This window comes from Dethiosulfovibrio peptidovorans (assembly GCA_002748665.1).
Taxonomy (GTDB): domain Bacteria; phylum Synergistota; class Synergistia; order Synergistales; family Dethiosulfovibrionaceae; genus Dethiosulfovibrio; species Dethiosulfovibrio peptidovorans_A.
Map to the genome: position 1 here is coordinate 38121 of PDTB01000023.1, position 16003 is coordinate 54123.

The 16003-nt window shown below is 51.9% G+C and carries 18 protein-coding genes; all 18 read left to right on the forward strand.

All coding sequences use genetic code 11. The annotated features are described in order from the left end of the window. Positions 1–193: 193 nt before the first annotated feature. The 18 genes from fliE to CSA35_06975 all read left to right on the forward strand — a co-directional run bounded on the left by fliE (position 194) and on the right by CSA35_06975 (position 15998). A complete protein-coding gene (gene fliE, locus CSA35_06890) occupies positions 194–499 on the forward strand; it encodes a flagellar hook-basal body complex protein FliE (protein PIE54261.1) in 306 nt (101 codons plus the stop codon). Positions 500–513: 14 nt separating this feature from the next. Further along, a complete protein-coding gene (gene fliF / locus CSA35_06895; GenBank protein ID PIE54310.1) occupies positions 514–2085 on the forward strand; it encodes a flagellar M-ring protein FliF in 1572 nt (523 codons plus the stop codon). A gap of 19 nt (positions 2086–2104) precedes the next feature. Further along, the gene (locus CSA35_06900; protein ID PIE54262.1) at positions 2105–3124 is read left to right on the forward strand and encodes a flagellar motor switch protein FliG; all 1020 of its coding nucleotides are present in this window, start codon (positions 2105–2107) and stop codon (positions 3122–3124) included. Continuing rightward, positions 3117–4037 carry a hypothetical protein gene (locus CSA35_06905; protein PIE54263.1) on the forward strand — a complete coding sequence of 307 codons (921 nt, stop codon included), beginning with the start codon at positions 3117–3119 and terminating at the stop codon, positions 4035–4037. Before CSA35_06900 ends, CSA35_06905 begins: the two co-directional genes overlap by 8 nt. Further along, entirely contained in the window at positions 4021–5364 is a 1344-nt protein-coding gene (gene fliI / locus CSA35_06910) for a flagellar protein export ATPase FliI (protein PIE54264.1), read from the forward strand. The genes CSA35_06905 and fliI overlap by 17 nt, the downstream gene beginning before the upstream one ends. Next, positions 5361–5798 (forward strand): hypothetical protein, encoded by a 438-nt coding sequence (locus CSA35_06915; GenBank protein ID PIE54265.1) that lies wholly within the window; start codon positions 5361–5363, stop codon positions 5796–5798. Before fliI ends, CSA35_06915 begins: the two co-directional genes overlap by 4 nt. Before the next feature lie 62 nt (positions 5799–5860). Continuing rightward, positions 5861–6439 (forward strand): lytic transglycosylase, encoded by a 579-nt coding sequence (locus CSA35_06920; protein PIE54311.1) that lies wholly within the window; start codon positions 5861–5863, stop codon positions 6437–6439. A gap of 12 nt (positions 6440–6451) precedes the next feature. Further along, positions 6452–7135, forward strand: a complete 684-nt coding sequence (locus CSA35_06925) for a hypothetical protein (GenBank protein ID PIE54266.1) — start codon at positions 6452–6454, stop codon at positions 7133–7135. Between the two features lie 8 nt (positions 7136–7143). Further along, positions 7144–8628, forward strand: coding sequence for a hypothetical protein (locus tag CSA35_06930; protein PIE54267.1), 1485 nt, complete (start codon positions 7144–7146; stop codon positions 8626–8628). 13 nt (positions 8629–8641) lie between these two features. Further along, the gene (locus CSA35_06935; protein PIE54268.1) at positions 8642–9082 is read left to right on the forward strand and encodes a hypothetical protein; all 441 of its coding nucleotides are present in this window, start codon (positions 8642–8644) and stop codon (positions 9080–9082) included. Between the two features lie 103 nt (positions 9083–9185). After that, positions 9186–11156: a flagellar hook-basal body protein gene (locus tag CSA35_06940; protein ID PIE54269.1), complete on the forward strand. Its 1971-nt coding sequence runs from the start codon at positions 9186–9188 to the stop codon at positions 11154–11156. Positions 11157–11179: 23 nt separating this feature from the next. Beyond that, positions 11180–11377 carry a flagellar protein FlbD gene (locus CSA35_06945; protein ID PIE54270.1) on the forward strand — a complete coding sequence of 66 codons (198 nt, stop codon included), beginning with the start codon at positions 11180–11182 and terminating at the stop codon, positions 11375–11377. Positions 11378–11440: 63 nt separating this feature from the next. After that, positions 11441–12232 carry a motility protein A gene (locus CSA35_06950; GenBank protein PIE54271.1) on the forward strand — a complete coding sequence of 264 codons (792 nt, stop codon included), beginning with the start codon at positions 11441–11443 and terminating at the stop codon, positions 12230–12232. Between the two features lie 2 nt (positions 12233–12234). After that, positions 12235–12957 (forward strand): flagellar motor protein MotB, encoded by a 723-nt coding sequence (locus CSA35_06955; protein ID PIE54272.1) that lies wholly within the window; start codon positions 12235–12237, stop codon positions 12955–12957. Positions 12958–12979: 22 nt separating this feature from the next. Beyond that, positions 12980–13435, forward strand: a complete 456-nt coding sequence (locus tag CSA35_06960; protein PIE54273.1) for a flagellar basal body protein FliL — start codon at positions 12980–12982, stop codon at positions 13433–13435. A 47-nt stretch (positions 13436–13482) separates the two neighbouring features. Next, positions 13483–14484 (forward strand): flagellar motor switch protein FliM, encoded by a 1002-nt coding sequence (locus CSA35_06965; GenBank protein ID PIE54274.1) that lies wholly within the window; start codon positions 13483–13485, stop codon positions 14482–14484. 3 nt (positions 14485–14487) lie between these two features. Next, on the forward strand, positions 14488–15594 hold the full coding sequence (locus tag CSA35_06970) for a flagellar motor switch protein FliN (GenBank protein ID PIE54275.1): 1107 nt from the start codon (positions 14488–14490) through the stop codon (positions 15592–15594). A gap of 44 nt (positions 15595–15638) precedes the next feature. Then, a complete protein-coding gene (locus CSA35_06975; GenBank protein PIE54276.1) occupies positions 15639–15998 on the forward strand; it encodes a two-component system response regulator in 360 nt (119 codons plus the stop codon). Positions 15999–16003 lie beyond the last annotated feature (5 nt).

The window sequence follows — 16003 nt, forward strand, 5'->3', positions numbered from 1 at the left end:
TAGTGTTTTTTCGATTTTTCAAAAGCATCGCTCATGTTGTTTTTTGGATTTTATCGTGTTCTTTTAAGTAATCAAAACTGCGGTGACATAGAGGCCTGTAGCTCATTTTTCAACGTGTAGTTGGACGAATTTTTGAGGTATCTGTAAGTTTTTTGACCTCATTTACATTTTCAAGAGGAGAGCATGAGTACATATGAAAGACACACGGATAGGTCTCATCAAGCTAGATGACCAGATGTTCAAGACTCGTCTCATTGAACGAAACGATAAAACTGACGCCCTCTCCTTTGAAAAAGCTCTCAAAGATGCAATGGTCGGTGTCAACGATCTACAGATGGAGGCTGACGTCATGATTCAGAAGCTTTCGTTGGGTGATGTTGATGACGTGTCCGAAGTGAGTGTCTCTGTGGAGAAGGCTGAGCTGGCGTTTAAACTCCTGGTTCAAATTCGGGATAAACTGATTGATGCATATCAACAGCTGGGCCGGATGCCTGTCTAAAGTTGTTTTTACTTATGGAGCGCTTTAAAGAAGCTAAGGAACATATGCGTATGCTCTGGTCATCCCTCCAACGGTGGCAAAAGCTCACCTTGGTGGGATTAGTTGTTTTTGTCTTTTTGGGGCTTCTCCTTCTTGTGATAATGGCAAGGCATGAGCGATGGGAACCTCTCTTTTCTGGCCTTGAGATTCAGGATGAGGCAGCCATTGTCGCATACCTCAAGGAGAACAAGGTTCCCTATCGGCTGGATCCTGGAGCCAATGCTATTCTGCTTCCAAAGGATCAGGTCTACAGTGCCAGACTTGAACTCGCTCGAGTGGGGCTTCCCAAGGGAGGCGTTACGGGGTACGAGATATTCGACAAGTCCAACATGGGCATGAGTGAATTTCAGCAAAAAATCACCTATGTTCGAGCACTCGAAGGAGAGCTATCCCGGACTGTAACCCAAATTGATGCTGTGGAATACTCCAAAGTCAACATTGTTCTTCCGCAGCCTCATCTTTTCCTTGAGCAACAACAACCGGCTACGGCATCTGTCCTCATACGCGTACGGCGGGGAGCTACCGTGAATCCAGAGCAAATCAAAGCCATTGTTCATCTCGTCAGTCATAGCGTTGAGGGACTCAAACCCGATGATGTTACCGTTGTGGATACCGATGGTAACGTTCTCTCAGATCTGTTAGATAGCGATATGTTTATCTACACTGATGGGGCAGGGCGAACTGTTTCGTCAGTTCAGAGAGAACTTGAGAGGCAACAGGAAAAGGAACTGGAGCGCAAGGTGCGGGCTATGCTGGAACGTGTCTTTGGCCCTGGGAGCGTTGTAGTTCGGATCAAGGTCGACCTTGATTTGGACAAAAAACGAAAGGCCTCCACCCAATATATCCCTGGTCCTACTGGCAAAGGGGTCGTCCGGAGCCAGCAAAACATGGAAGAAAGCTACGTCGGTCATGGTGCTCCCATGGGTGGGGCGCCGGGAACGACCACCAATATTCCCGGGTACGCTATCGCCACTGACAACGGCGGTTCAGGGGAATATAACAAAAGTGATACTGTCACCAACTATGAAATCACCACCCATGAGTCTGAAAACGTAGGGGCTCCAGGTTCTGTTCGTCGGCTGACAGCGTCGGTTTTGGTCGACGGCGACCTTTCGGACCAACAGCTTGAGGATATTCGGGGTCTTGTCGCCCCGGCCATAGGATTTGATCCTGGGCGAGGTGATCAGCTTGCCATTGAGTCCATGAAGTTCTCATCAACCATGGCAGATCGTATTGCTGCTCAGATGGCGGCCGAGCGGCGCCAAAAGCTCATAGTCGCGTTCCTGGTGGGTGGGGTAATCCTCTCACTTCTCGCTGTGGCCCTGTTCCTCTGGTATCGCCGGTACAAGCGGCGTAAACTCTTGGCAGCGGCTCAGCGAGCCGATGACTCCGGTCGGGTTCCCAGTCTTCAGGATATCTTGGCGGGGCCCGGTGCTTTGGAGGCTCAAGGCGAGCTGGCAGTCCTCGAGGAACAGATTCGAAACTATGCGTTGAACAACCCGGAGGATTTTGCAGCCTTTATGCGTGAATGGATCGTAGAGGACTGACAGGAAAGGACGTTCTTGGATGGCGAAAGACCTGTCCCCTAAACAAATGAAGGGCAAGCAGAAGGGTGCCATTCTCATGGTAACCCTGGGTAACGATGTGGCAGCTCAAACCTACAAACATCTGGATGAGAGTAGTATCGAGGTCCTTACTCTGGAGATTGCGAACCTTCGCAAGATTACGTCGGAGCAACGCTTGACCGTTCTAAAGGACGCTCAAGAGCTTATACTGGCTCGCGAGTATATGGCTCAGGGCGGCGTGGATTACGCACGAGAAATTCTGGAAAAAGCCTTAGGACCAGAGCGAGCTCAAAGCTTGTTAACCAGAATAACCGCAAGTCTGCAGGTTCGCCCATTTGATTTCATGCGGCATAGTGACCCCCAGCAGCTTATTAGCTTTATCCAGGGTGAACATCCCCAGACCATAGCCCTTATTCTGTCGTATCTCACGCCGGAGCAGGCAGCGGCTGTTATCGGGCGCCTCTCGGCTACCATGCAAGCCGAGGTTACTAAACGAGTTGCAAAGATGGATCGGATCACCCCAGAGGTCCTTCGGGAGGTTGAGCGCGTCTTGGAGCGAAAATTCAGTACCATCATCGGACAAGATTTCACTATGGCAGGGGGTATCGACGCTGTTGTCGAAATTATCAACAGAGTAGACCGTGGAACCGAACGGAATATCATGGAAAACCTGGAAGAGAACGACCCTGAGCTGGCTGAGGAGATCAAGCGTCGTCTCTTCGTCTTTGAGGATGTCGCTGGTCTGGATGATCGCTCTATTCAGAGGCTTCTGAGAGAGATCGAGATAAAAGATCTTGGGCTAGCTCTCAAGGGAGCCAGCGATGACCTTAAAACTAAATTTACTAAAAATATGTCCCAGAGAGCTGGAGACATGCTTTCCGAAGATATGCAATATATGGGGCCCGTTCGAGTTCGAGACGTGGAGGAATCTCAGCAGAAGATCGTTAACGTCGTTCGAGCCTTGGAGGATGCCGGGGAAATTATCATTGCTCGAGGTGGGGAGGAGGAGCTGATTGTCTGATACCAAGCGCCGGCTTATCCGAGCTGCGCGAATCCTCCCCGAAGCTGTCCATGTTGGACGGAGGGGGCGCTTCTCACTTTCGTCGTTGGATGTGAGCGAGGCGAAAAACTCTTCGTTGGATGTCGCTGAGAATCTTGGCTCCTTGATGGAGAGTTCTGCGGAGCTTACCGAGACGGATAAACTCCGTGCTGAACTTGAAAAACTAGAAATTTCCTATCGCGAAATGGTCTCTCGCCTCGAACAGGAAGAAGCCCGAAACAGGGATCTTCAGGCAGAGATGCAAAAAAAAGAAGCTCAAAGAGATGTAGAAATCACTTCTCTTCGAGGTCAGATCGAAAAAGACCGAGAAGCCGCTGTTCTGGCTGGACAGAAAGAGGGGTGGGCCCAGGGGCATGCTCAGGGTATTGAGGACGGCAAGACCGAGCTGGAAGCTCGTATCCGTGCAAACTTTGAGGCCCAACTCTCCCAAACGATTGACCTCCTCAACACGGTTTACGAACGGATGCGATCTCATCTCGACGAGCTTCTGGCTGCCAATCCTTATCGTTTGATTCGCCTGTGGGAACGGGTGCTTTCCCGGCTTTTGATTCGTGAAGTGGCATTTGACCAGGAATCAGCCCTCCGCCTGTTAAAGGAGCTTCTATCCAGAGCCAGCGAAAAAGAGGACATCCGGGTGTACCTCAATGCAGACGATCTTGACGGAGTGGAGGCTCAGAAAGACTCTTTTGGAGATCTGATCCGAGGAATCCGAAATATCGAGTTTTTACCCGACGACGAAGTAGACAAAGGAAGCTGTATTGTCGAGACCGGCCTTGGTATCTATGATGCCCGTTGGCGAACCCAACTGGAACAGATAAGTACCGAGGTTGAGACGGCGTTATTGGAAGGTATAGCCCATGGCAGCGATAGATGACGACGGTTTCCGTCCTCTGTGGGAAACACTCACCTCCCGGATTGCCCAGGTTGACTTTGTTCGGATCAATGGCAGGGTCAGTAAAGTCGTTGGCCTCGTCATCGAATCCAAAGGCCCGGATGTCCGAGTCGGAGACCTGTGCGATATACGCTTTCGCCGGGGACGCCATAACCTAGAGGCCGAAGTCGTTGGTTTTCGTGATGATCGTGTGCTGCTTATGCCCTTGGGAGAACTTCGGGACATCGGTCCCGGGTGTGAAGTCGTCTCAATGGGGCGGCCGCTGGGGGTCAACGTAGGTCCCGGTGTTCTGGGGCGTGTATTGGATGGGCTGGGGCGCCCCATGGACGAAAAAGGGCCTATGGGTTCCAGTGAGTTTTACCCTCTCTACGCTACGCCGCCTCATCCTCTCAGGAGGCAAACCATCTCTGATCCACTTCCCGTAGGGGTTCGGGCAGTCGATGGAGTCCTCACCCTGGGGCGGGGACAGCGAATAGGAATCTTCGCTGGATCGGGCGTTGGAAAAAGCACCTTGCTGGGTATGATGGCTCGAAACACTGAGGCAGAGATCAACGTCATTGGCCTCGTGGGAGAACGGGGCAGAGAAGTTCGAGAATTTATAGATCGCGATCTTGGCCCTGATGGACTCAAACGATCGGTTCTCGTCGTGGCCACATCGGATCAGTCTCCTCTTGTCAGACTCAAAGCTGCCTTCACTGCTACGGCTGTTGCCGAATACTTTCGAGATCAGGGGAAGGACGTTCTGCTCATGATGGATTCTGTTACCCGTGTGGCCTATGCACAGAGAGAGGTCGGGCTGGCCATCGGCGAACCACCGGCCACGAGAGGATATACGCCCTCAGTCTTTGCCCTTTTACCCAGGCTTCTGGAGAGAGCCGGAGCCGGAACCAAAGGCAGCATCACTGGCATCTACACCGTCCTCGTCGAGGGAGACGATATGAACGAGCCTGTAGCCGACTCGGTGCGGGGAATACTGGATGGGCACATCGTTCTCTCCCGAAAAATAGCGGCAAAGAACTTCTATCCCTGTGTGGATGTCCTCAACAGCGTGAGCCGTGTCATGCCCCACATCGTCGATAAAGCCCATATGGATGGAGCGAGCCGAATGAGAGAAGTCCTCGCCCGCTATGCCGAGGCCGAGGATCTCATCACCATCGGAGCTTACCAGCGAGGCAACAACCCTCGTGTTGACTGGGCACTTGAATATCTGGACGATGTGGAGACATTTCTCAAGCAGGATATGGGAGAGCCGTCGTCTTTTGACGAAGCCGTTCAGGCAGTTTCATCAGTGGCGGCACTGCCCGAGTGAGAGGACGAATCGAAAGATTCCGACGGATCCTCAAAGCCCGAAAAACCGTTCGGGATCTCGTACAAAAGGAACTCATCGCGATGAGAGTGCGTGAAAAAGCCCTGCTGGGACTCCTACGAAAACTCAGAGACGAAAAACAGGAATACATTTGCCGGTTTGCCGAAATAGCCTCGGGAGACGTTACTATAGAAGCCCTCAGAATCGGAAGCGAGGACATATCCCGGACGGAAAATCGCATTAAACAAGGGATTCTTGACGTCCTCAGACTCAGAAAACGGATCGAAGCGGTCGAGCAAAAGCTGCTAGAACGTCACAAAGACGTTCGAAAAGTTGAGCTTCATCTGGAACAGATGGAGCTGCGATGGGAAGCTGAGCATCGACGTAAAGAACAACATGAACTCGACGATATAGCAGGTATGCGTCATAAAAGGTGACGAGAGGAGGTATATCCTTGCCCCACGCCCCAATCCCCGATTTTCAGGGAATTCGAGATGTCATGGAGAGAATCTCCCTCCTGCAGCGACGGCTGGGAGGGGGACCTCCTGCGCCGATTCCCTCGGCATCCTTTGAGGCGCATCTTCAGGATCAAAGCCAAAAAACCGGACAAATTCAGACTGTTACAGCTCAGCCCCTCCTGCCCTCAGAAGGAGAGGCCCTTTCTGGCATTGGCAGCGTGATAAAAAGCAGACTGGGCCAGGATATCAAAAACATTAAAGACCTGGTTGGAGTTATCGCCCAGCGCTATGGTGTGGACGAAAAACTTGTTCGTTCGGTCATCTCTGTCGAATCGGCGTGGCGACCAGACGCACTCTCCTCAAAAGGAGCCAGGGGACTCATGCAGCTCATGCCCGGCACAGCAAGGATGCTGGGAGTTGATCCTGATGATCCCGTTCAGAACATAGAGGGAGGCGTTAAGTACCTCTCTATGTTGTCCGAAAAGTATAAAGGCAACCTTGAAAAAATCTTGGCCGCATATAACGCTGGTCCAAGTCGGGTTGACCAATACGATGGTATTCCTCCGTATCGCGAAACGGAGAACTACGTCCGCAAGGTTCTGCGGCTCTACCAGGGATAAGGGGGTATCGCCGTGGCCGAAGAAGTAAGACAGCAGGAACCCGAAGATGTAGGAGTGGTTGAGGAAAACGCTTCAAAAAAGGTGCCGAAAAAGCAAAAGCGTTTCCGTAAACTTTGTTTTCTCCTCTTCTTTCTCATCCCCGTCGTTATGGCGGGAGCCCTTGGCGGGCTTCAATACAGCGGTATATGGGATGGGCGGCCTCTTTTATACTGGGTTGTCCCGAAACTTCCCTACGTGGGGGAGGATCTCTCTAAGCTCCTTGATGTGCCTGAGGTCTACACCATGACAGTCGAGGAACGCCGACTCTACGAACTCCGCCAGTGGGAAAAACGCCTTACTGACAAAGAGCTTGAGCTTGACAGGCTTCAGGCGTCGGTAATCGCTCTTTCGGTTGACCTGACCTCCCGGGAGAAAAACATATCCCTCATTGAGGCAAAACTCCTCTCAGCTGACGAACAGCCCGATGACCGGGGGCTCACTGAGGACGAACAGGCCCAGTTTCAGAGTGTCGTGCGAACCTATCAGGAAATATCCGCCCGACGGGCGGCTAAAATAGTTGAAAGTTTGGACTCTAACCTGGCAGTCCGAATTCTTCGGGCTCTTCCTGAAGAGGATAGAGGAAAAATCCTTGGGCGCATGGATGCCCCCAAGGCAGCGTGGCTGACGGAACAGCTGGCGTTAGAGAAGAAACGGTAGGTGACGCCATGCTTATAGGTGGAGATGAACTTCTCGTCTCATCCCAAAAAAGAGCCCCCAGCAAAGCGGCTCTGCTCAAAGCTTCTTCTGACAGTAGAGGCGATAGGGAGAAATGCACAGGTCGCTTCGATGTGTTGCTCTCTCGATCTCAGAAGGAAATGGCCTCTCAAGAGAACGCGTCCCAACAGGCGGAAGTTCCACATGAAGATATCGAAGAATACGCCGAACTTCTCGGGATCGTCAAGGTCGCAGAGGACGGCATATCGAATAATTCCCGGCTGACTATCCCGGGTTTCATTCGGGATCACGGTGACGGGGCGCCTCAACTCCTGGCCGACGTTCCGGTGCAAACTCCTTCGGGGGCATCTGAGACGGACGTGTCGTCTGCTGGGACCGACGTTTTGAGTGGGTTCGAACAGACTAAGGCTGAAACAACGGTTGAGCATCGTGTCGGACGGATGGGGAAAGCTGTTCAGAAGATCCAGATCATTTCGGACACTGCTGTGAGTCAGGAATCGTTTTTGAAAAAATCAGTACAAGAGACCTCACACGATGTACCTTCCATACTTGATCAAGTAGATGGCTTTCGGGATGTCGTTGCTCAGTTACGTCTTCAGGCCTTGGGGCTTGGCAACCTGACGGACGCCTCTCTTGCCACCGAACAGATGGAGACTGAAATGGAGCCGATTACCCAGAGGCAGGCATCGTCGCACATGGCCTTCTCGCTGGTCGCCGAGAACGGAAAAAAAGATTCGAAATTCTCGTGTCTCGAACCTGTTCAGGTGTCGGATCTCCCCAGGGTTGGGGATGTCTCCCGGCCCCCATCCGGTGGCGTCGAACCGCCTCGCCTGAATGATACAATCCCGGTGCGTTCATATCGAACCGAGGCTGATCTCAAAGCTCTCCTCAGTGACCTAGACCGCCGTTTGGCTGAGTCGGTTCCCGAGACTGTCCGGCGAGAGGACATCAAAACCTTCAGCGCCCTTCAGGATGAACTGGCTTTTTTGGCTGGCCCCGATCCCTTTCGAGGTGGACCGAGGAAAGATGTCTCCTTTTCTTCGGTGGATATCCTGCCTCAAAAAGGCCTTCCTGGCATGGCTCACAGTGTGGTAAATGTCGTTCGCTTTCTTCAGGCGAACGGTGAGGTGAAAGCCCAGATTGTGGTTGAGCCTCCGGCCTTGGGTCGTGTTGAGATACAGATTCACGCCACTCCTGGTGGCATGGAAGCCTCCCTTCGGGTGGACTCCCTAGCCGTTCGGGATATGATTCGTCCTCAGGTTCCCCTGCTTCAGGATCTTCTGGCCGAGCAGGGCATCACTCTGTCAGGGATGAACATAGACGTTCGAAGCGGCGACGACCAGAGACAACAGTGGAACGGCGGGGGAAAGCGTCGACGGGGAGATAACTCTGTGGCCGAAACCCCAGTTGAAGAGACCGAGTCGCCCATCGCCAGGATCGACCTGGAACGAGGGCTTCTCGTATGGATGGCTTAGGAGGTTACTCATAATGGACACGAACACCCGAGTAAACCCCGTTGCTGGGCTGGGATTTGCTCCTCCCAAACGAGAGCCCAAGGGGACCATGGATAAAGACGACTTTCTCAAGCTCTATCTCGAACAGCTTAAAAACCAGGATCCTATGGACCCCATGGACACAAACGAGATGTCCGCTCAGATGGCCCAATTTTCCACAGTTGAACAGCTTGTCATGAGCAACAAGACCCTCTCTAAAATCGCCGAGGGCGAGATGCAGAGTGCTGTTGGTCTCATAGGCTTCAAGGTCTCCTACATGGAGGATATCCCTGACGAGAATGGCAAAATCGTTTCGGAAAAACGAGACGGGATCGTCAAATCCGTGATCAAACAAGACGGTAAGGTTATTCTCAATATGGCTGACGGAAAACAGGCTGATTTAAGCCGCCTCTTTGCCGTGGAACTTCCTGATTAGCATACGTCGTACAAAATACATACTATTCCCTCCCAAGGACGGTGGGGGAAATACATGATCGGCAAGGGATTGCCCAATAACCGTTCATGAGGAGGAAACCTGCATGCTGCGCTCTTTGTTTACTGGTGTCACCGGTGTGAAGGCTCACCAGGTCAAGTTGGATGTCACGGGCAACAACATCGCTAATGTCAACACTACGGGTTTTAAGAAAGGAATTACTGTCTTTCAGGATCTGCTCTCCCAGACCGTTCGGGGAGCTATGTCTCCTGAAGGCAATCGGGGTGGTGTCAACTCTCTTCAAGTCGGCCTTGGAGTTGGCGTGGCTGCTGTGGAGAACATACACACTCAAGGCCCCATCTCCTATACAGGGAACCGAACCGATATGGCCATCCAGGGTGATGGGTACTACGTGGTGACTACTGGCACTCAGAAGCTTTACACCCGAGCGGGGAACTTCGTCACTGACGCCAAAGGGAATCTGGTAATGTCGGGTACGGGATATACCCTTCAGGGATATAAGATGTCTATCGACCCCGACAATCCCATGGTCTCCGTCAGAGATGGGGATCTCTCGTCGGTGAATATCCCGATGGGGACCAAGCTTGAGGCTAAAAAAACCTCCATCGTGGGGTATCGGTGTAACTTGAACAAGAGGGCTAAGGAATACCTTCCTATGGGTATGTCCTCGGGCAATCGTACGATTTTCGCATCCTTAGGAGGCAAGAGCGTGGCGGTGAGTGTCGATGACTCTGAGGATCCGACACAACATCTCTCTTTCGATTTTGAGGGCGGATCGGCTCCTCTAGTGTTCCAGATGGACGGGGTTGATATGGAGAGCAAACGTCCTCGTTTGAGCTTGGCAGCGACTCCCGCGACTTTCGACTTGGATGGCATTACCTACACTGCCGAATATAACGGGGAAAATGGTACTATGAGGGTCTTCACCGATTATGGTACGCCTGATCAGGCAGAGGCGTGGAGAGTCAATCTTTTTGAAATGATGGATTATCAGTATTTAGAGGTTAAGGATACCTCGGTGAGTCCGGCGGTGACGTACAATGCCTTGATCGAATTTGACGACGATCCGGCTACGGGTGAGCGAATTATGCATGCGTGGTACTATGATCCTGCAGGGGGGAACATGGCCCATACTCGTTTGCAAAGAGGGGGCGCCGATGCGAATATTCCTATGAATACTGATGGTACTTTCTTTTTGCCTACGTCTGTGCCTGCTGATCCTGCGGATCGCTATACTCTGGTCATTGGGACCCAGACGTTGGATATTCTCACCAATGCTGATGGTAAGTCCATACGGTTTGACAACGACGGTGACCCCGTTGGCTCGGTCGTCCAGCGGACGGAGAGCATTCACAAAGCTAAGAGTACGGTGTACGATAGTCAGGGTGGTGCTCACACATTGGAGACAAGTTGGGAAAAGCTTGATCGAAATCGGTGGAGATGGCGGGTCTGGACCCCTACTGAGGAGATATCCATCACTCCGTCCACGGGAATTCTCTCCTTCGATGCTGATGGTAAGATCAGCGGTTCTCCTTCTGAGGTGGATCTGCAGATGGGCTTTGGAGTGCTGGGGGTAGAGAATCAGCAGGTGACTTTGGATTTCTCTGGTAAAAGCTTTAATAAGGAAGAAATTGAGGGAGTGACCCAGTATGAGTCGGAATTCACCACCAAACCGTACTACCAAGATGGGTATGGTATGGGAGTGTTGAACGATTTTTCTGTGGGTAAGGACGGCACAGTCATGGGTATCTACGACAACGGTCAGAACAAGCCCCTTTATCGCTTGGCTCTTGCCATGTTCACTAACCCTCAGGGGTTATTGAAGGTTGGAGATACCTGTTTTGACAAGTCGGCTAACTCGGGGGAGCCTCGGATCAATGTCGCTTATTCGGACGGTGCTGGTTCCATCGCTGGAGGGTCTTTGGAGATGAGCAATGTGGACCTCACAGAGGAGTTTACTCAGCTCATGATCGGTCAGAGGGGGTTCCAGGCCAATGCTCGTGTGATTACTACCAGCGATACGGTTCTGGAGGAGCTTCTGAACCTCAAGCGGTAAAGTCAGTCTAAGGTCGATCCATCGTGATTGAGGTTACCAGACTGAACAACTCGATCTTTATCCTCAACTCGGAACTGATTGAGACGGTGGAGGCGACTCCCGATACGGTGATCACGCTGGTGAACGGTCATCGGTATGTTGTTCGGGAGTCGCCTCGGGAGGTCATACGGCTGGCGGCACTTCACAGGGTAACTCGAAATTTGCCGTCCTCTTCGACATAGCGGGGATCTTGTGCTCTTGAGGCGGGCTCCTTTGCGGATTCGGTGAAAAATGGAGGCTTGAGCGTGGATCTGGCAAGTGTTATCGGAATCTCTCTAGCGTTAATATTGGTAGTCGGGGGGATCGTGACCGGCGGAGAACCAGGGGCCTTCATTAATTTACCGTCTATGCTCATTACTGTCGGGGGAACTCTGGGGGCGGTAATCATGGCAAACCCCATGGAGCGTATCAAAAAGCTGGGTAAGGTATTGAAAATCGTTTTTTTTTCCCAGTCTCCCGATATGGTGTCTCTGGTACAGACGATCGTCAGCTTTGCCGAGAAAGCTCGGCGTGAAGGGTTGTTAGCCCTTGAGGCCGATGCTGGTGAGCTGGACGACGAGTTTTTGAGCAAGTCGATTCAGTTGGTAGTTGACGGTACCGATCCCGAGTTGGTCAAGGCGATCCTGGATACCGAGATCAGCGTCTTGGAAGAGCGCCACCAGTCCAACAAGGGGATGTTCGACACGATGGGTGAGCTGTTCCCAGCCTTCGGTATGTTGGGAACTCTGATTGGGCTTATCGCCATGCTTCGAAATTTGGACGATCCGGACTCTTTGGGGCCAGGTATGGCTGTAGCTCTGATTACCACGTTTTATGGGTCGTTTATGGCCAACGTTATTGCTTTGCCGGTATCTGCGAAACTGGCAGCTCGTTCATCCCAGGAGACTGTCGTTCGAGAGCTCATGGTGGAGGGAGTTTTGTCCATTCAGGCAGGGGAGAACCCCCGAATAGTGGAGGAAAAACTCAAGGTTTTCCTGCCGCCGGATCAGCGTAAAGAGCTGGATGAGCGTAACGGGTCGGAGAAGGGCGAGGAATAGGTGTGGGGCGGGATCGACGAAAAAAAGAAGAAAAGGGCGGCGCTGGCTGGATGGCTACCTATGGAGATATGGTGACCCTTCTTCTTACATTTTTTGTCCTTCTGTTTGCGTTTTCCTCTATCGACGTGGAGAAGTTTAAGAAGATGATGGTCTCCTTTCAAGGTGCCTTAGGGGTTTTGGATGGGGGAAAAGCCCTTCAGGAGGATCCCTTGCCGTACGGTGGTCAGTCGGGGTACGATGCCGGGGAGGAGCGCCGTCAGACTCAGTCGACGTTCCATGTTGACAGAGAGCTTCGCTCTTTTCTCAAGGAGCAAAAAATGGAAAAAGATGTCACTGTAACGGTCGATCAGCGGGGAGTGACGGTATCCCTTTCGGATCAGTTGCTTTTCCCTCTTGGAGGGGTAGAGATTCGTCCCGAGGGGAAACGCCTTCTCTCAAAGCTGGGTGGTTTTCTTCGGAGTCGGGTTCCCGCCCTCGCCGTTGAAGGACATACGGATAACCGGCCTCTCCGTGGCGGTCCATACCAGGACAATTGGGGTCTTTCGTCGGTGCGAGCGGCTTTTGTTGCTTCCTATCTGGCGAACCACGTTGGGATAGCACCGTCGGTGCTTCAGGCGGTGGGGTATGGCCCCTATCGACCGGTGGTTCCAAACGATAGCGAAGAACATCAAGCCTTGAATCGCCGGGTGGATTTGGTTATTCTGTCTAAGTATCCCAAGCAGTGATTATAGGGCGAAGGAGGACGACATGCTCAAGAAAATATTGGTAATTCTGGTCGTGGCTTTGGTCGCCCTGGTCTTGGGTATCGGGGGAGGATATTTTCTGGGGGCTCATTTTGGTGCAGAGAAGGAGACCGTAACGGGAATATCCAAGGATCTGGAACATCCCGGTCCTATAGTTGATTTTGGCGATTTTGTCATTAACCTGGCTGACAAGGAGCCTCATCTGGCGAATTTTGAACTGGCCCTGGAGGCTTCTAACACGGAAGCCAAAATGATTTTGACCGACGGTGGTTGGAGAAGTCATATTCGTAATGAGGTGTTGCTGACGGTGAAGGATCATATCGCCGATGATTTTCGGAGCGCCGAGGGCATCATGGAGTTGAGCGATAACCTCAAACGTCGCCTCAACGCTATTCTACCGACGGCTGAGGGCAGAGTTGTCGTTCGAAGGGTTCTTTTCCGAAAGTTTGTTACTCAGTAGTCTCCTTTTTTCGCTATACAAAATGGGCAAGAAGGTGGTGAGGCTTCGTGACCCCTGATATTTTGTCACAAAACGAAATTGACTCTCTTCTTGATGTCCTTTCCAGAGGTGATGTGGCTCTTGAGGAGATAACCCAGGCATCGGCCGAGAAGAATATCAAGGGCTACGATTTTCGGCGGCCGGATAAGTTCAGCAAAGATCAGCTTCGGGCTATTCAGATGATTCACGAGTCTTTTAGCCGCCAATTGACCACCAGCCTTTCCACTATGGTTCGATCCATCGTGACCTGTGAAGTGGCTTCGGTAGATCAGGTAGCCTACGATGAGTTTATCCGGTCTATGGTTCAACCCACGGTTATGGGGGTTTTGGAGATGTACCCCCTAGAAGGAAATGCCGTCGTGGAGATGAATCCGAACTTGGTTTTTGCCATCATCGACAGGCTTTTGGGTGGCAAGGGTGAGCTCTTTGGCAAGCCCAGGGATCTCACCGATATAGAGTCTACCGTAATCGAGCGGGTATTCATGCGTATGCTGGAGCTCTTTGAGGATAGTTGGAGCACGGTGGTCGATGTCCGTTTTCGTTTTGAGAGCATGGAGAGTAATCCGTTTTTCGTGCAAATTTGTCCCGGAACGGATATGGTCCTCCTCGTCACCCTTCGTCTGTGTGTCGGCGATGTCGAGGGGATGGTCAGTCTCTGTATTCCCTATTTTGTTATGGAGCCTGTCATGGATAAATTGAGCTCCCAGATATGGTTTGCGTCCACTGGGCGGAACAAAGATCAGGACTCTAAACCATACCTTGAGGCTAGTATAAACGACGTTAAGGTCCCGATTAGTCTGGAACTGGGAGACACTGTTCTTTCCCTTAGTGATATCATGGGGCTTCAGCTTGGAGATGTGATCCGGCTTGATTCGCTTGTCGACGATCCTGTGCAAGTGCGAGTGGGCACTCAGCTTAAGTTTTTTGCGAAGCCGGGAACCTTGGGTGGGAGGTATTCCGTCGAAGTTGTCGAGGTCGTTGGTGATGCAGTGCAAGGTGAGGAGGAATAGCGTATGATTGACGATTTACTCAGCCAAGACGAGATCAACGCGTTGTTGGATGGTCCTGCCGAGGACAACGCTGTTGTGCCTTTGACTCAACCCCAGCTTCGTGCCTTAGAGACCCTCAGCGAAATATTCGTGGGCGCTATGTCCAGCGTGGTGGGGATGCTGGCAGGACGTGAGGTGTTGGTCTCCGTGGACGAAATAGGCGAAAAACCTCAATCTCAAATTCCCGAGAGTACGGAGGGGGATCGCCAATTGGTGTTCACCGTATATTGTGATGGGTTTGACGATGCTCCTGTGGTTATGGTTATGTCCGAGGTCGGTGTGCTCATGCTGGCAGATCTCATGATGGGAGGTGAGGGGAAAGAACTTCCCGATGAGGCCAATGAGCTGTTCGTCAATGCGGCTCAGGAGGGACTGAGTCAGGTCGTAGGCGCTGCCATGACCGCTTTAAGCGGGACTTTGAAGGGGCGTCGAGTTATGCCCACTGACCCTGGAGCGGAGATTGTTGGAGAGAGTGAATGGTTCCCCCTCTTTTCATTGCCGACTGAGGAGATGGTGTGGACTGCCCGAATGGCCGTTACTATTGAAGCTTTGGAGCCGTTTCCCTGTGTTCTAGTGATGCCTTCTTCGGCGGCTGTAGCTTTTGCTGATGCTCTTTTGGACGTTGAGGTTCCTCAGGATCAGGAGTCCCCTGTCCCTGATGCCCCGGCGGCGGCTCGGGCTGAAATCCCTCAACAACAGGTACAGACTCAGCCTCAATTTCAGTCTCAAGCGCAGCCCTTATCTCAGGTTGATGTTCGTCCAGCTCAATTCTCCCCGCTTCTGGCTCCTCAGGTTGGAGAGCAGCTTCCGTCAAATATCGGCTTGATCGTCGATATTCCCGTTCGTATTACCGTTGAACTTGGTAGGACGAGAAAAAGTGTGGGAGAAATTCTGTCTTTTGCGCCCGGTTCCGTGATAGAATTAGAAAAAATGGCAGGAGAGCCTGTGGACGTTTTAGTCAACGGGAAACCCATTGCCAAGGGTGAAGTCGTGGTAATCGACGAGAACTTCGGTGTTCGAGTTACCGAGATCCTCAACATGGGTGGGAAGATCCAAACGATCAGCTCGTAATGAACGAGACTGTTTTGAAGTAGGAGAGGAACAGGAGGGGCATAATGGCGACGGTTCTTATCGTTGATGACGCAGCTTTTATGAGGATGATGTTGAAGGATATCCTCACCAAGAACGGTTTTGAGGTTGTCGGAGAGGCAGAAAACGGTCAGGTAGCTGTGTCCATGTATAAGGAAACGACTCCCGACATCGTGACTATGGATATAACCATGCCCGAGATGAATGGAATTGAGGCGGTGAAGGCCATCAAGTCCGTCAATCCGGATTGTCGGGTGGTTATGGTAAGTGCCATGGGTCAGCAGTCTATGGTAATTGAGGCTATCCAGGCAGGGGCGAAGGATTTCATAGTGAAGCCTTTCCAGCCGGATAGGGTTGTTGATGCTCTCAATAAGGTTCTGGGGTGATTGGA